The sequence below is a fragment of the Bradyrhizobium sp. USDA 4538 genome, from assembly GCF_024171045.1.
Classification (GTDB): Bacteria; Pseudomonadota; Alphaproteobacteria; order Rhizobiales; family Xanthobacteraceae; genus Bradyrhizobium; species Bradyrhizobium australafricanum.
This window is the reverse complement of record NZ_JALJZE010000001.1, coordinates 8,079,418-8,099,665: the sequence shown is the minus strand read 5'-3', so window position 1 is coordinate 8,099,665 and position 20,248 is coordinate 8,079,418. Positions and strand designations below refer to the sequence as shown.

Annotated in this window: 16 protein-coding genes and 1 pseudogene; 14 read left to right on the top strand and 3 right to left on the bottom strand. The window is 65.1% G+C overall.

All coding sequences use genetic code 11. From position 1 onward, the window contains the following. The first annotated feature begins 543 nt into the window (after nt 1-543). The gene (gene ilvD, locus J2R78_RS37320; protein WP_253608710.1) at nt 544-2,268 is read left to right on the top strand and encodes a dihydroxy-acid dehydratase; all 1,725 of its coding nucleotides are present in this window, start codon (nt 544-546) and stop codon (nt 2,266-2,268) included. Then, nucleotides 2,255-3,091: a tetratricopeptide repeat protein gene (locus J2R78_RS37315; RefSeq protein WP_026192730.1), complete on the top strand. Its 837-nt coding sequence runs from the start codon at nt 2,255-2,257 to the stop codon at nt 3,089-3,091. Before ilvD ends, J2R78_RS37315 begins: the two co-directional genes overlap by 14 nt. A gap of 21 nt (nt 3,092-3,112) precedes the next feature. Here J2R78_RS37315 and xth read toward each other — a convergent pair whose 3' ends face one another. Beyond that, nucleotides 3,113-3,910, bottom strand: a complete 798-nt coding sequence (gene xth, locus J2R78_RS37310; RefSeq protein ID WP_253608709.1) for an exodeoxyribonuclease III — start codon at nt 3,908-3,910, stop codon at nt 3,113-3,115. A 45-nt stretch (nt 3,911-3,955) separates the two neighbouring features. After that, the gene (locus tag J2R78_RS37305) at nt 3,956-4,381 is read right to left on the bottom strand and encodes a GNAT family N-acetyltransferase (RefSeq protein ID WP_253608708.1); all 426 of its coding nucleotides are present in this window, start codon (nt 4,379-4,381) and stop codon (nt 3,956-3,958) included. A gap of 236 nt (nt 4,382-4,617) precedes the next feature. On the opposite strand from J2R78_RS37305, the gene J2R78_RS37300 reads away from it, so the two are divergent. Next, complete coding sequence (locus tag J2R78_RS37300) at nt 4,618-5,751, top strand: efflux RND transporter periplasmic adaptor subunit (protein WP_057018545.1); 1,134 nt, start codon at nt 4,618-4,620, stop codon at nt 5,749-5,751. Nucleotides 5,752-5,754: 3 nt separating this feature from the next. Continuing rightward, nucleotides 5,755-8,883 (top strand): efflux RND transporter permease subunit, encoded by a 3,129-nt coding sequence (locus J2R78_RS37295; protein WP_253608707.1) that lies wholly within the window; start codon nt 5,755-5,757, stop codon nt 8,881-8,883. 63 nt (nt 8,884-8,946) lie between these two features. Here J2R78_RS37295 and erpA read toward each other — a convergent pair whose 3' ends face one another. Next, nucleotides 8,947-9,276, bottom strand: a complete 330-nt coding sequence (gene erpA, locus J2R78_RS37290; protein WP_016846874.1) for an iron-sulfur cluster insertion protein ErpA — start codon at nt 9,274-9,276, stop codon at nt 8,947-8,949. 138 nt (nt 9,277-9,414) lie between these two features. On the opposite strand from erpA, the gene J2R78_RS37285 reads away from it, so the two are divergent. The 10 genes and pseudogenes from J2R78_RS37285 to serS all read left to right on the top strand — a co-directional run bounded on the left by J2R78_RS37285 (nt 9,415) and on the right by serS (nt 20,246). Continuing rightward, nucleotides 9,415-10,623 carry a deoxyguanosinetriphosphate triphosphohydrolase gene (locus J2R78_RS37285; protein WP_083715049.1) on the top strand — a complete coding sequence of 403 codons (1,209 nt, stop codon included), beginning with the start codon at nt 9,415-9,417 and terminating at the stop codon, nt 10,621-10,623. Nucleotides 10,624-10,632: 9 nt separating this feature from the next. Next, on the top strand, nt 10,633-12,429 hold the full coding sequence (gene argS / locus J2R78_RS37280; protein WP_253608706.1) for an arginine--tRNA ligase: 1,797 nt from the start codon (nt 10,633-10,635) through the stop codon (nt 12,427-12,429). 118 nt (nt 12,430-12,547) lie between these two features. Continuing rightward, a complete protein-coding gene (locus tag J2R78_RS37275) occupies nt 12,548-14,014 on the top strand; it encodes an SPOR domain-containing protein (RefSeq protein ID WP_253608704.1) in 1,467 nt (488 codons plus the stop codon). A gap of 46 nt (nt 14,015-14,060) precedes the next feature. Beyond that, nucleotides 14,061-15,083: a beta-N-acetylhexosaminidase gene (gene nagZ, locus J2R78_RS37270; RefSeq protein ID WP_253608703.1), complete on the top strand. Its 1,023-nt coding sequence runs from the start codon at nt 14,061-14,063 to the stop codon at nt 15,081-15,083. Next, entirely contained in the window at nt 15,080-15,901 is an 822-nt protein-coding gene (locus J2R78_RS37265) for a ScpA family protein (protein ID WP_050420355.1), read from the top strand. Before nagZ ends, J2R78_RS37265 begins: the two co-directional genes overlap by 4 nt. A gap of 22 nt (nt 15,902-15,923) precedes the next feature. Beyond that, nucleotides 15,924-16,808 (top strand): annotated as a pseudogene (scpB, locus tag J2R78_RS37260) (SMC-Scp complex subunit ScpB); the annotation flags it as partial. A 162-nt stretch (nt 16,809-16,970) separates the two neighbouring features. Then, nucleotides 16,971-17,204 (top strand): twin-arginine translocase TatA/TatE family subunit, encoded by a 234-nt coding sequence (locus J2R78_RS37255; RefSeq protein WP_028332136.1) that lies wholly within the window; start codon nt 16,971-16,973, stop codon nt 17,202-17,204. A gap of 160 nt (nt 17,205-17,364) precedes the next feature. Beyond that, nucleotides 17,365-17,907 carry a Sec-independent protein translocase protein TatB gene (gene tatB / locus J2R78_RS37250; protein WP_253608702.1) on the top strand — a complete coding sequence of 181 codons (543 nt, stop codon included), beginning with the start codon at nt 17,365-17,367 and terminating at the stop codon, nt 17,905-17,907. Continuing rightward, the gene (gene tatC, locus J2R78_RS37245; protein ID WP_028342074.1) at nt 17,904-18,710 is read left to right on the top strand and encodes a twin-arginine translocase subunit TatC; all 807 of its coding nucleotides are present in this window, start codon (nt 17,904-17,906) and stop codon (nt 18,708-18,710) included. Before tatB ends, tatC begins: the two co-directional genes overlap by 4 nt. Nucleotides 18,711-18,914: 204 nt before the next feature. Beyond that, the gene (serS, locus tag J2R78_RS37240) at nt 18,915-20,246 is read left to right on the top strand and encodes a serine--tRNA ligase (RefSeq protein WP_253608701.1); all 1,332 of its coding nucleotides are present in this window, start codon (nt 18,915-18,917) and stop codon (nt 20,244-20,246) included. Nucleotides 20,247-20,248 lie beyond the last annotated feature (2 nt).

Below are 20,248 nucleotides of genomic sequence, written 5' to 3'. Positions count from 1 at the left end.
GATACGCCCATCGCGTCACCGCGAATTGGATGACATCGCTGCGCATCGGTGGAACGACGAGTACCATCCATAACACCCGCTGCGGAGTATGGGTCCCGGCCTTCGCCGGGACGACGGCGGAGGACGTGTCCTCTCGGCTCAGCAACTGGCGCCTCTCGAATACTGGATCACTCGCACGCGCACGCGGGTGATGACACCGAATACGCTGTTTGACAGTTGAATCCGTGAGCAGGGGCTGGCCTTTCCCGCTACTCCAGCGGGTTCCATCACAAGGCGGCAATCTATCGGCTATGTGGTCGGGCCCGCGTCTGGTTCCTATAAGGACTGATAATACATGGTTGCCCGGCGGCCACGATTGTTGCGATGTTGCAACGGTGCTTGAACATTTAACCTTAAAAGCACCGGTCCGCACTCGCGCCGCTTTTTAGCCACACCCCGACATGAAAGGATATTCACGTAGCTGAATAGCCAGCGCTCCGACGACGGGACATTTTTTCGGGTTCCGGCGTTGATGGAGGAAAGAGCGCCGGGAACAGGGTCGCGATGGACGCCAAGACGAACATCAAGGGCAGGCTGCCCAGCCGTCACGTGACGGAGGGCCCCGAGCGCGCACCGCACCGGTCCTATCTTTATGCGATGGGGCTGACGACAGCCCAGATTCATCAACCCTTTGTCGGCGTTGCTTCATGTTGGAATGAAGCCGCTCCCTGCAACATCTCGCTGATGCGCCAGGCGCAGGCGGTGAAGAAGGGCGTGGCCTCGGCCGGCGGCACGCCGCGCGAGTTCTGCACCATCACCGTCACCGACGGGATCGCGATGGGTCATGACGGCATGCGCTCGTCGCTGCCGTCGCGCGAATGCATCGCCGATTCGGTCGAACTGACGGTCCGCGGCCACTCCTATGACGCGCTGGTCGGGCTCGCCGGCTGCGACAAGTCGCTGCCGGGCATGATGATGGCGATGGTCCGCCTCAATGTTCCGTCGATCTTCATCTATGGCGGCTCGATCCTGCCCGGCAACTTCCGCGGCCAGCCGGTCACCGTCCAGGACATGTTCGAGGCGGTTGGCAAGCACTCGGTCGGCGCCATGTCGGACGAGGACCTCGACGAGATCGAGCGGGTGGCGTGCCCGTCGGCCGGCGCCTGCGGCGCCCAGTTCACCGCCAACACCATGGCGACCGTCTCCGAGGCGATCGGACTCGCGCTCCCGTATTCCGCCGGGGCTCCGGCGCCCTACGAGATCCGCGACTCCTTCTGCGCCGCCGCCGGCGAGAAGGTGATGGAGCTGATCGAGAAAAACATCCGGCCCCGCGACATCGTCACCCGCGAAGCCCTTGAAAATGCTGCGGCCGTGGTTGCAGCCTCAGGTGGTTCGACCAATGCTGCGCTGCACCTGCCGGCGATCGCCCATGAGTGCGGCATTAAATTCAATTTGTTCGACGTTGCCGAAATCTTCAAAAAGACTCCTTACGTCGCGGATTTGAAGCCGGGCGGCCGTTATGTTGCCAAAGACATGTTTGAAGTAGGTGGCATTCCGCTGCTGATGAAGACGCTGCTCGACAATGGCCACCTGCACGGGAATTGCCTGACCGTCACTGGCCGAACGATCGCCGAAAACCTCAAAAGCGTGAAATGGAATCCGCACCAGGATGTGGTGCGGCCCGCCGACAATCCGATCACCGTGACGGGTGGCGTTGTCGGGCTAAAGGGTAATCTCGCTCCGGAGGGTGCGATCGTGAAGGTCGCGGGAATGTCCAACCTGAGGTTTACCGGTCCGGCCCGGTGCTTCGACCGCGAGGAAGACGCCTTCGAGGCGGTGCAGAAGCGCACCTACAGGGAAGGCGAGGTGATCGTGATCCGCTATGAGGGGCCGAAGGGCGGTCCCGGCATGCGGGAGATGCTGGCGACCACGGCGGCACTGACCGGGCAGGGGATGGGCGGCAAGATTGCCCTGATCACCGATGGCCGGTTCTCCGGCGCCACCCGTGGCTTCTGCATCGGACATATTGGACCTGAAGCGGCCGTCGGCGGGCCGATCGGGTTGTTGCAAGACGGCGACATCATCGAGATCGATGCGGTCTCCGGCACCCTTAACGTAAATTTGAGCGACGCCGAACTCGCAAATCGTAAGACCAAATGGGCCCCTCGCGCGACGAACCATACATCTGGTGCGCTGTGGAAGTACGCCGAGCAAGTGGGGCCGGCGGTGGATGGCGCAGTCACCCATCCGGGTGGCGCGTACGAGAAACAGTGTTATGCGGACGTTTAGGCGTACGATATTGGCGTTTGCGTTAGGGGCCATCCCGGTGGCGGGCCCCGGATTCGGATTCGACGGCGCCCCGGTCAACCCACAAGATACGGTTCTTCCTGTGGTTTCCCCGCAGCCGGGGACCGCCGGCGCGCTGAAACGGGCCGCCACCCCGGTGGCGCCTGCGGCGACCTCGCCGACCTCGTCGTTCAGCACGCTGCAGTACCAGGCCGAAGGCGGCCACCCCGTGGCGCAGTGGAAGCTCGGCAAGATGTACGCCGAGGGCGACGGCGTCATCCAGGACGACATGCGCGCCTTCGAGTATTTCAGCCGGATCGCCAATGCGCATGCCGAGGATTCCCCGTCGGCGCCGCAGGCCTCGATCGTGGCCAACGCCTTCGTCGCGCTCGGCCGCTACTATCTGAGCGGCATTCCCAATTCCAAGGTCAAGGCGGACACCGAGCGGGCGCGGGAGATGTTCTCCTATGCCGCATCCTATTTCGGCAATGCCGACGCCCAGTATGATCTTGCCCGGCTCTACCTGAAGACGCCGGACGCCTCGCGGGACGACTTCCGCTACGGCGCGCGCTGGCTCGGCCTTGCCGCCCAGAAGGGCCAGCATCAGGCGCAGGCGCTGCTCGGCCAGATGCTGTTCAACGGCGACCGCCTGCCGCCGCAGCGGGCACGCGGCCTGATGTGGCTGACGCTGGCGCGCGACAGCGCGACGCCGGATGAGGCCTGGATCAAGGAAAGCTACAACCGGGCGATCGCCAAGGCCTCCGAGGACGATCGCGCGATGGCGCTGCAGATGCTCGAGCACTGGGTGCAGGGCCGCCGGGATTGAACTTCCGGCCGGCCGGCGGGGTCAGGCGATCTCGAAATCGAGATCGGCCCAGACCGGGACGTGGTCGGACGGCTTCTCCCAGGCCCGGACATAGCTGTCGATGCCGACGTCGATCAGCCGGTCGCTCGCTTGTGCCGACATCAACAGGTGGTCGATGCGCAGGCCCCAGTTCTTCTGCCAGGCGCCGGCCTGGTAGTCCCAGAAGGTGTACTGGCCCGGCTCGTCATTGACCGCCCGCAGCGCGTCGGTCAGGCCGAGGCCGAGCAGCGACTGGAAGGCCTCGCGGGTGGCGGGGCGGAACAGGGCGTCATCGGCCCAGGCGGCGGGATTGTAGACGTCGCGCGCGGCCGGGATGACGTTGAAGTCGCCGGCCAGGATCAACGGCTCCTCGGCCCTAAGCCGCTCCTTCGAATACTCAAAAAGCCGCGACATCCACTTGAGCTTGTACGGATATTTGTCGGTATTGGCGGGGTTGCCATTGGGCAGGTAAAGGCACGCGACCCGGATCACGCCCTGCTTCAGCGTGACGACGCCTTCGAGGAAGCGGGCATGGGCGTCCTCGTCGTCGCCGGCGAGGCCCGATTTGGTCTCGTCGAACGGCAGCTTCGACAGCAGCGCGACGCCGTTGAAGGTCTTCTGGCCGTGCGTGACGACATTGTACCCGAGCGCCTCGACCTCGAGGCGGGGAAACGCATCATCGACGCATTTGATCTCCTGCAGACAGACGATGTCGGGGGAGCACTCCTTCAGCCAGCTGACCAGAAGCTCGATCCGTTGCCGGACCGAGTTGACGTTCCACGTAGCGATGCGAACTGCCATCGGACTTCCTTCATTGTGGGGGAACGTGACCGAGCGCCGCCCCGCTTAGACCAAGCGCTTCCGCATCTCGATGTGCGGGATGCCGGCCTCCTCGAATTCCGCGCCGATCCGCTCGAAGCCGACGCGCGCGGAGAACGGCTCCGCGTGCGTCTGCGCGTTGAGGATCAGTTCCGGATAGCCGAGTTCGGCCGCCTTGGCCATCAGCGCGTCCAGCACGCGGGCGCCTACGCCTGTGCCGCGCGCCGCTTTGAGCACGGCCATGCGGCCGATATGACCGTCCGGCAGCAGCCGGCCCGTGGCCAAGGGCGCACCGTCGTCGGCGAACGCCAGCGCATGCCAGCTCGATGCGTCCATGTCGTCCCATTCCAGTTCTACCGGCACCCGCTGTTCCTCGACGAAGACGCTGTAGCGGATGGCACGGGAGCGTTCGCGAGCTTCTTCCCAGGGGCAGACAAGGACGGAGGTGGACATAAGGTCGCGATTCGAAAGCTCAATGAAGCAGAACGGATGCGGCCCGGTTACTCAAAACGTCCGGCGATGCGCATGCAAATCACCGGATTGAAGCCGCACTATTTCACTTAGGTGGCATACCATGGGCGGTCCGCCTGTGCTAACCCTCTCAGGAAACAAGGCGCAACAATTGCCGACGGGGGAGTGACGACGCGCACCGGCCTTCAAGGGAAGCTGGCGGCGCACGTGCAAAACTTATGAAAAAACGCAATTTGGTTCTGACTGTCGCTGTTCTCGGCATTGCGGCCGGGGCGGCTTACATGACCCGCACTTCATGGATGGGTGGCGGCGCCGCCACCGCGCAAGGGACGGCGCGGCCGCGCGTAGTGTCCGTGGATCTCGCCAAGGCGGAACGCAAATCGGTTCCGGTCGATGTCGATGCCATCGGACAGGTCACGCCGATCTCCAGCGTGGCGCTGAAGTCACGGCTGGAGACCACCATCGTCTCGGTGCATTTCGAGGACGGCGCCAGGGTCAATGAAGGCGACCTGCTGTTCACGCTCGACGCGCGCCAGATCGACGCGCAGATCGAGCAGGCCGAGGGCGTCCTGGCCCGCGACCAGGCCCAGCTCGAGGGCGCGCAGCGCGACCTCCGCCGCTACACCGAACTGGTCGGCAAGGGGGCGACCACCCAAGTCAACCTCGACAACGCCAAGACCCAGTCCGACGTCCTGATCGGCACCATCAAGGCCGACCGGTTCGCGCTGGAGAACCTCCGCGTCCAGAAGAGCTACACCGTCATCCGCGCACCATTCGCGGGACGGATCAGCGCCGCCAACGTCAAGGTCGGCAACTTCGTCCGCCCCGCCGACACCCAGCCGCTCGCGGTCATCAACCAGATGGCACCGGTCTACGTCACCTTCGCGATTCCGCAGCGGGCGCTGGTCGATCTGCGCGACGCCATGGGGAAGGGCGATTCAAAGGTGATCGCGACCATTCCCGGCCACCAGCGCTCCGAGCGCGGCAAGGTCGCGATGGTGGAGAACGCCGTCGACGCGACCACCGGCATGGTGACCGTGCGCGGCATCATGAACAACGAGAGCGAGACGCTCTGGCCCGGCACCATCGTGCAGACCAAGCTGATCATCCGCAGCGAAGACGCGGTCGTGGTGCCGACGGTCGCGGTGCAGCGCAGCCAGAACGGCAATTTCGTCTTCGTCGTCAAGGACGGCGTTGCCAAGGTCCGGCCGGTCAAGGTCGATCGCACCTTCCAGGGCAGCTCGGTGATCTCAGACGGATTGGCGGGCGATGAAAGCGTCGTCGTCGACGGCCAGCTGCTGCTCTCGGAGGGATCGCGGGTTGAACTGCGGGCGCGCAAGGCCGGAGCCTGACCGATGACGCTCTCCGAGCTTTGCATCCGCCGCCCGGTCATGACGACGCTGATCACGGCGTCGATCATCGCATTCGGCGTGTTCGGCTTCCGCCTGCTGCCGGTCTCGGCGCTGCCCAAGGTGGACTTCCCGACCATCGCGGTGACCGCGACCCTGCCCGGCGCCAGCGCCGACACCATGGCGGCCTCGGTCGCCGGCATCATCGAGCGCCAGCTCTCGACCATTGCCGGCATCTCCTCGATGTCCTCGAACTCCTCGCAGGGCACGAGCGTCATCACCATCCAGTTCGACCTCAACCGCAACATCGATGCCGCCGCGCTCGACGTGCAGACCGCGTTGACGATCGCGCAACGACGGCTGCCGATCGAGATGACGATCCCGCCGAGCTTCCGGAAGGTGAACCCGGCGGACTTCCCGGTGCTGTTCGTCTCGCTCGGCTCGGCGACGCTGCCGCTGTCGAGCGTCAACGAATACGGCGACATCACGATCGGGCAGGCACTGTCGCAGCTGCCGGGCGTCGCCCAGGTCTTGATCTACGGCGCGCAGAAATTCGCCATCCGCGTTCAGGCCGATCCGGAGGCCGCCGCCGCGCGCGGCGTCTCGATGGAGGATATCCGCGCCGCGGTGTCGCGCGCCAATTCGTCGACGCCGGTCGGTACCTTGAATGGCCCCAAGCAGGACGTCGCGCTGCAGGCCTCCGGCCAGATGGACAAGGCGGCCGACTACCGCCAGATCTATGTCGCCTGGCGCAACGGCTCGCCGGTCCGGCTCGACGAGATCGCCAAGGTCTATGACAGCGTCGAGAACGACAAGATCGCGACCTGGATGAACGACGAGCGGGCGATCGTGCTCGCGATCCAGAAGCAGCCCGACGCCAACACCGTGGCGGTGGTCGACGCCGTGCTGGCCAAGCTGCCGGCGCTGCGCGCCGCGATCCCGCCCTCGGTGACCATGCAGGTCATGATGGACCGTTCGGTCTCGATCCGCCAGGCGGTCAGCGACGTCGAGGAGACCCTGCTGATCGCGATCGGGCTCGTGATCCTCGTGATCTTCCTGTTCCTGCGCTCGGCGTCCGCGACCTTCATCCCGGCGCTCGCGGTGCCGATCTCGCTGTTCGGCACCTGCGCGGCGATGTACGCGCTGGACTACTCCATCAACAACATGACGCTGCTGGCGCTGACGCTCTCGGTCGGCTTCGTGGTCGACGACGCCATCGTCATGCTGGAGAACATCGTCCGCCATATCGAGCACGGCATGAAGCCGTTCGAGGCGGCGCTGAAGGGCGCCCGCGAGATCGGCTTCACGATCATCTCGATCACCTTCTCGCTGATCGCCGTGTTCATCCCGGTGCTGCTGATGGGCGGCATCGTCGGCCGCGTGTTCCGCGAATTCGCGGTGACGATCTCGGTCGCCATCATCGTGTCCGGCTTCGTGTCGCTGACCTTGACGCCGATGCTGTGCGCCCGCGTGCTGCGCACGCATGACGCGACCAAGCGGCCGAACGTCGTGCTGCGGGCGTTCGAGGCGATGTTCGAGGCCTGGCTGCGGGCCTATGAATGGGCGCTGGATTGGGTGCTGGCCAAGAAGGCCCTGATGCTGGTGGTGACGCTGGCTACGCTGGGCGGCACCATCTACCTCTACATGATCGTGCCGAAGGGCTTCTTCCCGCAGGAGGACACCGGCTTTCTGATCGGCGTGACGGAGGCTGCGACCGACACCTCGTTCGAGGCGATGAAGGTGCGCCAGCAGGCGCTGGTCGAGGTGCTGCGGACCGATCCGGCGATAGAGTACATCAACTCTACGGTCGGCTCCGGCGGTCCCAATCCGACGGCGAATTACGGCCGTCTGTTCATCGCGCTGAAGCCGCAGAAGATGCGTGACAACGCCACCGTGGTGATCGGCCGTCTGCGGCAGAAGGCGCGCGAGATCCCGGGCATGCAGGCGTTCTTCCAGAGCATCCAGAACCTCAGCATCGGCGGCCGCATCTCGAAGAGCCAGTATCAGTATGTGATGCAGAGCGGCGATACCGAGGCGCTGTACCGGCTGGCGCCCGAGATGCGCGACAAGATCGAGAAGATCCCGGGCTTGCTCGACGTTACCACCGACCTCTACATCAAGAACCCGCAGATGACGGTCGACATCGACCGCGAGAAGGCGGCGGTCTACGGCGTCACCGTGGATCAGGTCCGCAACCAGCTCTACAACGCCTATGGCGCGCGGCAGGTCGGCACCATCTACATGCCGTCGAATGACTACCAGATCATCCTCGAGGTGCAGCCGCAGTTCCGCGTCGATCCGTCCGACCTCTCGAAGCTCTACATGAAGACCGCGAACAACCAGACCATTCCGCTGGATGCGGTGGCGAGGCTGGTGCCGACGGTCGGGCCGTTGCAGATCAACCACCAGGGCCAGCAGCCGGCGGTGACGATCTCGTTCAACCTCGCGCCGGGCACCTCACTCGGCTACGCGGTCGACAAGATCACCGAACTCGAGCAGACCGCGAATTTGCCGCCGACGATTGTGACCGGCTTCTCCGGCACCGCGCAGGTGTTCCAGGATTCGCTGCGCGGGCAGGGCGTGCTGATCCTCGCCGCGGTGTTCGCAGCCTTCGTGATCCTCGGCATTCTCTACGAGAGCTTCATCCACCCGATCACCATCATCTCCGGCCTGCCGTCGGCCGGTATCGGCGCGATCCTGACGCTGATGATGTTCGGGATGGAGCTGTCTGTGATTGCGATGATCGGCATCGTGATGCTGGTCGGCATCGTCAAGAAGAATGCGATCATGATGGTCGACTTCGCGCTGGAGCGTCGCCGCGTCGGCCTCAGCGCCGAGCACGCGATCCGCGAGGCGGCACTGCTGCGCTTCCGTCCGATCATGATGACGACGTTCGCGGCGATCTTCGGCACGCTGCCGATCGCGCTCGGCGCGGGTGCCGGCGCCGAACTGCGTCAACCGCTCGGCGTCGCCGTGGTCGGCGGCCTCTGCGTGTCGCAGCTGCTGACGCTGTTCATCACGCCCGTGATCTACATCTATCTCGACCGCATCGACCGCAGGCTGCGCCGCAAGCTCGACCCGCAGGCGGAGGCAGGCGGCGACGTCGAACGGCCGCAGGTGGTCGCGGCGGAATAGCCGAGCGTTCGGCGCGAGCCGGAAACCGGCTCGCCGGGAGAAACCGCTCGGGATCGCGAAGCGTTAGATCGAGAAGCTGGTGCCGCAGCCGCAGGAGGCGGTGGCGTTGGGATTGACGACGCGGAACGAGGCGCCGATCAGGTCGTCGACGAAGTCGACCTCCGAGCCTGCGAGGAACGGGACCGAGGCGGGATCGATCAGCACCACCGCGCTGTCGCGCTCGATCACGAGGTCGTCATCGGCCTGGGTGCGCTCGACGTCGAACTTGTACTGGAAACCGGAGCAGCCGCCGCCCTCGACCGAAATGCGCAGCTTGGCGCCTTCGCCTTCCTTGCTGAGGATCTGCCCGATACGGCGGGCGGCCCGTTCGCTGACGGTAATGGCAGCAGTCATGTCGGTCTCCGAAACCCTATTTGAGCATGATCTGATCCGGATCAGGCCCGGCGTCATCCCCAATTCATTTGGTCGGCCGCCTCAGTCATAGTTAAGTGCGTCGGACCATGGAATCAAATGGATAAGGACTAAAATACAGTGTCGGTCGGAATGGCTGCCCCCCGCGCGCCTTATGCCTGCGACCCCGATCGCAGCCGCGGCCGGCTGGTCGCGGAGCCGCCGAGCCGGACCCGGAGCCCGTTTCGGCGCGACTGCGACCGGGTGATCCATTCCACCGCGTTCCGCCGCCTCAAGCACAAGACCCAGGTCTTCGTCTTCCACGAAGGCGATCACTACCGCACGCGGCTGACCCATTCGCTGGAGGTCGCGCAGATCGCCCGGGCGCTGGCCCGCCAGCTCGGGGTCGACGAGGACCTGACCGAGACGCTGGCGCTGGCGCATGACCTCGGCCATCCGCCGTTCGGCCATGCCGGCGAGCGGGCGCTCGACGAATGCCTCAGGGATGACGGCGGCTTCGACCATAATGCGCAGGCGCTGCGGGTCGTCACCTCGCTGGAGCATCGCTACCCCGAATTCGGCGGGCTGAACCTGACCTGGGAATCGCTCGAGGGGATCGTCAAGCACAACGGTCCGCTGACCGAGCGCGGTGGCGCACCCGCCGGCCGCTACCTGGAGAGTGGAATCCCGATCGGAATTGCCGACTACAACAAGGGCCACGACCTCGAGCTCTGGAGCTATGCCTCGCTCGAGGCGCAGATCGCGGCCTTCGCCGACGACATCGCCTACGACGCGCACGATATCGATGACGGCCTGCGTGCCGGTCTGTTCGCGGTCGACGACCTCAAGGAGATGCCGCTGACCGCTGAGATCATCGCCGAGATCGACCGCCACTATCCCGGGCTCGACGAGGTCCGGCGCGGCGCCGAACTGGTGCGTGAGCTGATCTCACACTTCATCAGCGCGGTCTTCAACGAGGCGAGCCGGCGCCTCGCGGCCGCGCAGCCGCAATCGGCCCATGACGTGCGCCACCACAATACCCCGCTGATCGCGTTTCCGTCCGAGGTGGCGGAGCAGGAGGCGGCGATCAAGGCGTTCCTGTTCCGGCGGATGTATCGCCACAAGCGGGTGATGCTGGTGATGGGGGAGGCGGAGGAGGTGGTCCGCAATCTGTTCGAGCGCTACCAGCAATCGCCTGAAGACCTGCCGGCGGAATGGATCGAGGGCAGCGTGCAGGAGACCGGGAGCGCTCGGAACAGGCGGATCGGCAATTTCATTGCCGGGATGACCGACCGTTTCGCCCTGATCGAGCACCAAAGGCTTTTTGACTCGACCCCGGATTTGCGTTAGCGCCCTGCCATGGCCGACACCACTGCTTCACCACACCTTTTTGCCGACATGCTGACGCGCGTGCACGCGATCTGTGCCGCTGTCGCAGCCGAGGACAATTGGCCCGCCGGCATCGATCTGTCCCGCGTCGTGGTGGAGCCGCCGCGCGACGCCAGCCATGGCGACATGGCGACCAATGCCGCGATGGTGCTCGCCAAGGATGCCAAGGCCAAGCCGCGCGAACTCGCCGACAAGATCGCCGACCGGTTGCGCGCCGATGCGCTGGTGGCGTCGGTCGATGTCGCCGGGCCCGGCTTCATCAACCTGACCTTGAAGCCGCAGGTCTGGGCGGACGCGCTGCGCGCCGTGCTGGCCGCCGGCTCGGCTTACGGGCGCAGCGACATCGGCAAGGCCGAGAAGGTCAATGTCGAATATGTCTCGGCCAACCCGACCGGACCGATGCATGTCGGCCATTGCCGCGGCGCCGTGTTCGGCGACGCGCTGTGCAGCCTGCTGCAATTCGCGGGCTTCGACGTCTGCCGCGAATACTACATCAACGACGCCGGCGCTCAGGTCGATGTGCTCGCGCGCTCGGCGTTCCTGCGCTACCGCGAGGCGCTGGGCCAGGACATCGGCGCGATCCCGGAAGGGCTCTATCCCGGCGATTACCTCGTGCCGGTCGGCGAGGCACTCGCCAAGGAATATGGCAAGAAGCTGCTCGACATGAGCGAAGCCGAGTGGCTGCCGATCGTGCGCGACAAGGCGATCGCGATGATGATGGAGATGATCAAGGGCGATCTCGCCGCGCTCAATATCCATCACGACGTGTTCTTCTCCGAGCGCTCGCTTATCACGTCAGGCAACAACAAGGTCGCCGAGACCATCGATTTCCTGCGCGCCAAGGGCGACATCTACGAGGGCCGCCTGCCGCCCCCGAAGGGCAAGCCGGTCGAGGACTACGAGGACCGCGAGCAGTCGCTGTTCCGCGCCACCGCCTATGGCGACGACGTCGATCGTCCGCTGATCAAGTCGGACGGCTCCTACACCTACTTCGCATCCGACATCGCCAACCACCGCTACAAATTCGAGCGTGGCTTCACCAATCTGATCGACGTGTTCGGCGCCGATCATGGTGGCTACATCAAGCGCATGCAGGCCGCCGTGAAGGCGGTGACCGCGGGCAAGGCTGTGCTCGACGTCAAGATCGTGCAGCTCGTGAAGCTGTTGCGCGACGGCGAGCCGGTGAAGATGTCGAAGCGGTCCGGCGAATTCGTCACGCTGCGCGAGGTGGTCGACGAGGTCGGCTCCGACGCTGTCCGATTCATGATGTTGTTCCGCAAGAACGACGCGGTGCTCGATTTCGACCTCGCCAAGGTGATCGAGCAGTCAAAGGACAACGCGGTCTTCTACGTCCAGTACGGCCACGCCCGCGGCCATTCGATCTTCCGCAACGCGCGGGAGGAAGCGGTTTCCGATCTGCCCGAGACCGATGAGGCCCGGCTGGCCTATCTCCGTAATGTTACGGTCGAGCGGCTGACCGACCCGGCCGAGCTCGAGCTGCTCAAGCGGCTTGCGCTTTATCCGCGGATGATCGAGGCTGCGGCGGTGGCGCATGAGCCGCACCGAATCGCTTTTTATCTCTATGATTTGGCCAGTGAATTTCATGCGCTTTGGACCAAGGGGCGCGATTTGCCCTATTTACGCTTCATTATCAATAATGATGCAGAGATCACGAGGGCGCGACTGGCAATGGTTCAGGGCGTCGTCTCGGTTCTGGCATCGGGCTTAGCTGTTCTAGGCGTCCACGCTCCGACCGAGATGCGGTAGGCAGGGGCATTAGGCCCTCACGAGTGGGGATTTGTGAGGGCATCTGGCAGAGGCCAACTCGTACGGACCGGCTGTGCCGGCGATCTTGGCGCTGTCCCGAAGGGGATGCATCATCACAATGGCTGATCGATATCAGGACCGACATTTTCCCGCCGACACGGCTTCCAAGGCCGACAGCGATCCGCTTGCCGAACTGGCACGGCTGATCGGCCAGACGGATCCCTTCGGCTCCGCCAACAAGCCGCCGCCGCGACCGCTGCAGTCGCGCGCCAACGCGCGGCCGCAACAATACGAGCCGCAGGCCGCGGACGAGGATGCGCCGCCCGCGGGCCCGCCGCCCTGGATGCAGCGCGCGCGGCAGGAGGCTGTCGCTCCGCCTCCCGTGCAGAACATCGAAGACGAAGAGCCCGAGCAGGACTACCAGCCGAAGCCGGTGCATCCGTTGCATCGCTACGCGGCTCAGCAGGCGCAGCCCGCGCCCGCGCCGGTGGCGCAGTATCGGCCGGTCGAGGCCCCTCGGCAGCCGGAGGCATTTGACGAGGAGCCGCGCTATCAGAGCGGCAGTCAGAGTCAGGATCCGTCGCGCTATGACGACGCGCTCTACGGCCAGCTGGAAGCCGGCGAGCAGGACCTGCAGCGCGATCCCGCCTATCCGGACGATCCCTATGCCTATGAGGAGGCCTACGAGGAAGAACCCGAGCCCCGTCGGCGGCGCAGCGGCCTGATAACGGTCGCCGCGGTGCTGGCGCTCGGCGTGTTCGGTGTCGGTGGCGCGTATGCCTACCGGACCTATGTCGGCTCGCCCCGGAGCGGTGAGCCGCCGATCATCAAGGCTGACAACACGCCGACCAAGGTGATCCCGGCCCAGGCCGACGCGCCGGCCAAGACGCCGGACCGCATGGCGACGGGCGACGGCACCGAGAAGATCGTTTCGCGCGAAGAGACGCCGGTCGACGTCAATTCGAAGACCGCCGGACCGCGCGTCGTGTTTCCGCCGCTGAACGCCAATGCGAATCCACCGCCGCCCGCCAGCGTGCAGACGGCACAGCCGGCGCCGGCGCCGATCACCGCGAACGGCACGTTGCCGAACAACGAGCCGCGCAAGGTCCGCACGCTTTCAGTCAAGGGCGATACGCCCGATGGCACGCAGGCCACCGCAACCGTGCCGGCGAAACCTCCGGCGGCGGCGAAGTCTCCGGTGTCGCGCGGCAACCCGGCTGCGGCCAACGCCAGCGTCAACTCGCCAATGTCGCTTGTTCCCGGCCAGGCTGAGGCGGCTCCGGCCGCACCTCCGACCCGGGTGGCCTCGACCTCGGCGGCTCCGGTTGGGGGCGGCGGATATCTGGTCCAGGTCTCCTCGCAGAAGAACGAGGCGGACGCCCAGGCGTCGTACCGGACGCTGCAGGGCAAGTATCGCAACGTGCTCGGTTCGCAGCCCTTGGTGGTGAAGCGCGTCGATCTCGGAGAGAAAGGCGTCTACTACCGCGCCTTCGCGGGCCCGTTCGCGTCCTCGGAAGAGGCGAGCCAAGTGTGCAAGAGCCTGATGTCGGCGGGTGGACCGCAGTGCCTCATCCAAAGAAATTAAAGGCCGTTTCCTTGACCCGTGAGCTGCATACGGCCTAATCGGCCGAATGACGAACCGCGCATTCATCACGGGCATATCCGGGCTGATCCTCAACGACGCCGAGCGCGAATTCATTCGCGCCGAGCGGCCATGGGGCTTCATCCTGTTCAAGCGCAACATCGAGAGTCCTGCCCAAGTGGCGGCTCTTGTTGGGGAACTCCGGTCCGCAGTCGGCGTTTCCGATGCTCCGGTCCTGATCGACCAGGAAGGCGGGCGGGTGCAGCGGCTTGGTCCGCCGCATTGGCCGGCCTATCCGCCGGGCGCGAGCTTTGGGGCGCTCTACGACATCGATCCGAAGCTCGGGCTTGCGGCAGCCCGGCTCAGCTCACGGCTGATTGCGGCCGATCTGACCGACCTCGGAATCACTGTCGATTGCCTGCCTTTGGCCGACGTTCCCGTGGCCGGGGCGGATGCGGTGATCGGCAACCGGGCCTATGGAACTGAACCCGGCAAGGTCGCGGCGATCGCCCAGGCGGTCACGGACGGGCTGGAACAGGGCGGGGTATTGCCGGTTCTCAAGCATATTCCCGGCCATGGCCGGGCCACCGCGGACAGCCATTTCCGGCTTCCGACGGTCGATACCGCCAAGGCCGAGCTGGAACGGACCGATTTTGCTGCGTTCCAGCCGCTTGCCGATCTGCCGATGGCCATGACTGCACATGTTGTGTTTAGCGCGCTCGACCCCGTCCATCCGGCGACGACTTCTGCGACAATCGTCGAACAGGTGATTCGCGGCCTGATCGGGTTCCAGGGTTTGTTGATGAGTGATGACGTGTCGATGAATGCTCTGGCCGGATCGATTGCCGAGCGGACCCGCGCCATCGTCACCGCCGGTTGCGACATGGTTCTGCACTGCAACGGCAATATTGACGAGATGCGCGAGGTCGCACGCGAAACGCCGGAACTGACCGGCAAGGCGCTTGAGCGCGCCAAGGCGACGCTCGCCGCGCGCAAGCCGCCTCAGCCGCTCGACCGGCAGGCGGCACGGGCTGAACTGGATGCGTTGTTGGATCGGGTAGGGACGGCATGACCGCTGAAATTCTTTCGTTTGATACCGGGCGGCCGGCCGACCTCGCCGAGGGCGAACCGGCGCTGGTGGTCGACGTCGAGGGCTATGAGGGCCCGCTCGACCTGCTGTTGACGCTGGCGCGGCAGCAGAAGGTCGACCTGTCGAAGATCTCGATCCTTGCGCTTGCCGACCAGTATCTTTCGTTCATCGAGGCTGCCCGCAAGATTCGCCTCGAGCTTGCGGCCGACTATCTGGTGATGGCGGCGTGGCTGGCGTTCCTGAAGTCGCGGCTCCTGCTGCCCGAGCCGCCGAGCGCAGAGGGGCCGAGCGCCGAGGAAATGGCGACCGCGCTCGCCAACCGGTTGCGCCGGCTGGAGGCGATCCGCGAGGCGGCGAACCGGCTGATGAACCGGCCCCAGTTCCAGCGCGATATCTTTCCGCGCGGCAATCCGGAATCGATCGCCGAGATCAAGCATCCGAAGTTCACCGCGACCCTGTACGACCTGCTGTCGGCCTACGCCACGCAGCGCCAGTCGCGCGTGCTGACGACGGTTCATCTGCAAAAGCGTACCGTATGGTCGCTGGCCGAAGCGCGTGCGTCGCTGGAGCGGCTGGTCGGCATCGCCGAGGACTGGAGCTGCCTCGACGAGTATCTGATGAATTACGTCGCCGATCCCACCCAGAAGGCGACGGTGTTCGCATCGAGCTTCGCTGCCGCCCTCGAGCTGGTTCGCGAGGGCGAGATGGAGATCAACCAGAAGCAGGCGTTCGCGCCGATCTATTTCCGAAAGCGTCAAGCGCAGGCCGCAATGGCAGCGCCGGACCTGTCGGTTGAGTAAGTGGAAGAAGGAGAGCAAGCCCATGGCAAGCTTGGCGGAAGTGCGCAGAGAAGAGCCCGAGGAGGAGGTTTCTCCTATGGATCCGGTGGCGCGTCCTGAGGAATTGCGGCTCCTGGAAGCCCTGTTGTTTGCATCGGCCGAGCCGATCGATCAGGCAACGCTGGCAAAGCGGATGCCCGACGGCGTCGACGTCAAGGCGGCGCTCGCGCAGCTGCAGGCGGAATACGCGCCGCGCGGCGTCAACCTGGTGCGTGTCGCCAACAAGTGGACGTTCCGCACCGCCGGCGATCTGTCGTGGCTGATGACGCGCGAGAGCACCGAGACGCGGAAGCTGTCGCGCGCCGCGATCGAGGTGCTGGCGATCGTCGCCTATCATCAGCCGGTGACTCGCGCCGAGATCGAAGAGATTCGCGGCGTGGTCACGTCGAAGGGCACGATCGACGTGCTGCTCGAGACCGGCTGGATCCGGCCGCGCGGCCGCCGCAAGACCCCGGGCCGTCCGCTCACCTTCGGAACCACCGACGCGTTCCTGTCGCAGTTCAGCCTGGAAGCGCTCGGCGACCTGCCGGGGCTTGAGGAGCTGAAGGGCACGGGTCTGCTCGACTCGCGTCTGCCGACCGGATTTTCCGTTCCGTCGCCGTCGGATGACGCGACGCTGCGGGAGGACGAGGAGCCGCTCGAGCCGGGTGATACGCTGGAACTGCTGCTGGCGCCGGCGGTCGAGCCGGAAGCCGAGGAACCGAAAGCCGACGCAGAAACGACCGATGAGGTTGGGACTGCCGAGGTCGAAACGACCGCTCAGGTCGAGGTCGAGGCGGACGTTGCCTCTGACGCGGATGCGGCCGAACCTGACGCGGGCGAGCCGGAAGACCGCGCCGACCACGCGGGTGATGACGCCGACACCGAGGACAAGGGCGAATAAGCCTGAATATTCCCGGTTAAGCCTAGCAATATTACGTAGCCGCGACAGCGATTTGCCGCGGCCGAGGTCCTTGTTTTTGACACCCCGCGGGCCTACCTTCCGGCAAAGTTCAGGCCGGTCCGCCGGCCATTTCTGGAGGGTTGCAGGATGGGTTCGTTGAGCATTTGGCACTGGATCGTCGTGATCGCAGTGGTCCTGCTGCTGTTCGGACGCGGCAAGATTTCTGATCTGATGGGTGACGTCGCCCAGGGCATCAAGGCCTTCAAGAAGGGCATGCAGGACGACGACAAGGTCGCCGAGAAGACCGAGCCCACGAAGTCGATCGATCACAATGCGGCGCCGTCGGCCGCGCGCCAGGACGTCGGCAGCAAGGCCGTCTAACGCGCTTGTACTGACGCATATTTCGACGTTTTTTCTTGCGCGAAACGGTGACGCCGTCGCACAGACGCGCTATGGACGCCGATTGAGAAAAGGCGCCGGCAGCCCCAGATCCTGATGGGAGCGATGGGGCCGATGGCGGCGCGCTTAGGCGGAAGAATTCATGTTCGATATCGGGTGGAGTGAACTGGTCGTCATCGCGGTCGTCGCGCTGATCGCCATCGGCCCGAAAGAACTGCCGGGCGTGCTGCGCATGGTCGGGCAATGGATGGGCAAGGCCCGCAAGATGGCCTCCGAATTCCAGGGCCAGTTCCAGGAAGCCATGCGCGAGGCCGAGATGGCCGACCTCAAGAAGAGCTTTGACGAGGTCAAGGAGGCCGCAACCGGCATCACCAGCGGCAACATCATGACTTCGCTGCAGAAGGACGTCAGCGACGCCCTGCAGATCGACAAGCCGGTCGATGCGCAGGTCGCGTCCGCGATCGACGCACCGGTGACGTCGAGCGACGCACTTGTGACGTCAAGTGACGCACCGGTGACGCCCACGACTCCTGCCGAGCCGACGCCGGAAACCTTCGTCGAGGCCGAGGCGCATGCTGCCGCCAGCGAGCCGCTCGCGATCACCAATGAGGTGAAGGCCGAGCCGTCGCCGCAGGACGTGACGCCGGTACAGCCCGATGTGCGCAAGGACGCGAGGGCGTCATGAGCGCCGAAGACATCGAGGCCAGCAAGGCCCCCTTGATGGATCACCTGATCGAGCTGCGCTCGCGGCTGATCAAGGCGCTGCTCGGCTTCGGCGTGGCCTTCATCATCTGCTTCTTCTTCGCCAAGCAGATCTACAACGTGCTGGTCTGGCCGTTCGTCTGGATCGCGGGGCCGGAGAATTCGAAGTTCATCTACACCGCGCTGCTGGAATATTTCATCACCCAGCTGAAGCTCGCATTGTTCGGCGCTGGGTTCATCTCGTTTCCGATCGTCGCCACCCAGATCTACAAATTCGTCGCGCCCGGTCTCTACCGTCATGAGCGCAACGCGTTCCTGCCATACCTGATCGCCACTCCGGTGTTCTTCGTGATGGGCGCGGCGCTGGTCTATTTCGTCGTGCTGCCGATGCTGGTGCGATTCTCGCTCGGCATGCAGCAGGCCGGCGGCGCGGAGACCGCGCAGATCCAGCTGCTGCCCAAGGTCGGCGAATATCTTTCGCTGATGATGTCGCTGATCTTCGCCTTCGGCATCGCGTTCCAGCTGCCGGTGATCCTGACGCTGCTCGGCCGCATCGGCATCGTCACCTCGAAGATGCTGAAGGAGAAGCGGCGCTACTTCATCGTGATCGCCTTCATCATCGCCGCCGTGCTGACGCCGCCCGACGTGCTGAGCCAGGCCTCGCTCGCGATCCCGCTGCTCGCGCTCTACGAGGGCGCCATCATCGCGGTCCGGATCGTGGAGAAGAAGGCCGCGACCTCGACCGCCTCGTCCGGGGCGCCGTCGGCGACCAATCCGGCCGAGTAGGGTGATTTCACCTCACAGTCGGTGTCATACCCCGCGAAAGCGGGGTATCCAGTACGCTGCGGCTTCCCGGTGACACGCCGACGTCTCTGGAATACCGGATCACCCGCTTTCGCTGACGATGAGGGTCGTGATAGTGGAACTACATAGCCGTAGTTTGCCAACGCAATGGTTGGTTGCTTACGCATAGCCTGCCAGGACTGACCCATGCACGACATCAAAGCGATCCGCGACAACCCGACAGCCTTCGACGCCGGCCTGAAGCGCCGCGGGCTAGAGGCCCTGTCGCCGTCGCTGCTGGCGATCGACGAGAAGCGACGGGCGGCGATCCTGGCGTCGGAGCAGGCCCAGGCGCGGCGCAATGCGGCCTCGAAGGAGATCGGCGAGGCCAAGAAGGCGAAGGACGAGGCGCGCGCGGCCAAGCTGATGGCTGAAGTCGCCGAGCTGAAGACCACGATGCCGGAGCTCGAGCTGGCGGCGAAATCGTCCGATGACGAGCTGACCAAAGAGCTGTCGTCGATTCCGAACCTGCCGCTCGACGAGGTGCCCGACGGCACCGACGAGTACGGCAATGTCGAGCACCACGTGTACGGGAAGAAGCGCGACTACGGCTTTGCGCCGAAGCTGCATGACGATCTCGGCACCGCGCTCGGCTATATGGATTTCGAGGCGGCGGCGAAACTGTCCGGCGCACGCTTCGTCGTGCTGAAGAAGGGCCTGGCGCGGCTCGAGCGTGCGATCGGACAGTTCATGCTCGACCTGCACACCGGCGAGCATGGCTATACCGAGATTAATCCGCCGCTGCTGGTGCGCGACGCCGTGATGTTCGGCACCGGTCAGTTGCCGAAATTCGAGGACGACCAGTTCTGGGCGATCAAGGGCGAATTGCTCGCGTCGCCGAATGCCGATCTGCGCAGCGAGCGCCTCGGCCTGATCCCGACCGCGGAAGTCTCGCTGACCAACCTCGCGCGCGAATCCATCCTCGACGAGAAGGAGCTGCCGATGCGGCTCACCGCGCTGACGCCGTGCTTCCGTGCCGAAGCCGGCGCGGCGGGACGCGATACGCGCGGCATGATCCGCCAGCACCAGTTCACAAAGGTGGAGCTGGTGTCGATCACGACGCCGGAAGCCGGCAAGGATGAGCTCGAGCGCATGCTGTCCTGCGCCGAGCAGGTGCTGCAGAAGCTCGACCTGCATTATCGCGTGATGACGCTGTGCGCCGGCGACATGGGCTTCTCCGCGCAGAAGACCTACGACATCGAGGTGTGGATGCCGGGGCAGGGCGACGGCGGCGCTTATCGCGAGATTTCGAGCTGCTCGGTATGCGGCGATTTCCAGGCCCGTCGCATGGACGCGCGCTATCGCGGCCCCGACGGCAAGCCGCGCTTCGTGCATACGCTGAATGGCTCCGGCACGGCGGTCGGGCGCGCTCTGATCGCCGTCATGGAGACCTATCAGCAGCAAGATGGTTCGATCGCGGTGCCCGATGTGCTGCAGCCCTATATGGGCGGGCTCAAGGTCATCGAGCACGGCATGTGAGG

What these genes read in the sequence shown, in the direction of transcription:
- ilvD (WP_253608710.1), top strand. Translation starts at nt 544, where the DNA reads ATGGACGCCAAGACGAACATCAAGGGCAGGCTGCCCAGCCGTCACGTG.
- J2R78_RS37315 (WP_026192730.1), top strand. Translation starts at nt 2,255, where the DNA reads ATGCGGACGTTTAGGCGTACGATATTGGCGTTTGCGTTAGGGGCCATC.
- xth (WP_253608709.1), bottom strand. Translation starts at nt 3,910, where the DNA reads ATGGCAGTTCGCATCGCTACGTGGAACGTCAACTCGGTCCGGCAACGG.
- J2R78_RS37305 (WP_253608708.1), bottom strand. Translation starts at nt 4,381, where the DNA reads ATGTCCACCTCCGTCCTTGTCTGCCCCTGGGAAGAAGCTCGCGAACGC.
- J2R78_RS37300 (WP_057018545.1), top strand. Translation starts at nt 4,618, where the DNA reads ATGAAAAAACGCAATTTGGTTCTGACTGTCGCTGTTCTCGGCATTGCG.
- J2R78_RS37295 (WP_253608707.1), top strand. Translation starts at nt 5,755, where the DNA reads ATGACGCTCTCCGAGCTTTGCATCCGCCGCCCGGTCATGACGACGCTG.
- erpA (WP_016846874.1), bottom strand. Translation starts at nt 9,276, where the DNA reads ATGACTGCTGCCATTACCGTCAGCGAACGGGCCGCCCGCCGTATCGGG.
- argS (WP_253608706.1), top strand. Translation starts at nt 10,633, where the DNA reads ATGGCCGACACCACTGCTTCACCACACCTTTTTGCCGACATGCTGACG.
- J2R78_RS37275 (WP_253608704.1), top strand. Translation starts at nt 12,548, where the DNA reads ATGGCTGATCGATATCAGGACCGACATTTTCCCGCCGACACGGCTTCC.
- nagZ (WP_253608703.1), top strand. Translation starts at nt 14,061, where the DNA reads ATGACGAACCGCGCATTCATCACGGGCATATCCGGGCTGATCCTCAAC.
- J2R78_RS37265 (WP_050420355.1), top strand. Translation starts at nt 15,080, where the DNA reads ATGACCGCTGAAATTCTTTCGTTTGATACCGGGCGGCCGGCCGACCTC.
- J2R78_RS37255 (WP_028332136.1), top strand. Translation starts at nt 16,971, where the DNA reads ATGGGTTCGTTGAGCATTTGGCACTGGATCGTCGTGATCGCAGTGGTC.
- tatB (WP_253608702.1), top strand. Translation starts at nt 17,365, where the DNA reads ATGTTCGATATCGGGTGGAGTGAACTGGTCGTCATCGCGGTCGTCGCG.
- tatC (WP_028342074.1), top strand. Translation starts at nt 17,904, where the DNA reads ATGAGCGCCGAAGACATCGAGGCCAGCAAGGCCCCCTTGATGGATCAC.
- serS (WP_253608701.1), top strand. Translation starts at nt 18,915, where the DNA reads ATGCACGACATCAAAGCGATCCGCGACAACCCGACAGCCTTCGACGCC.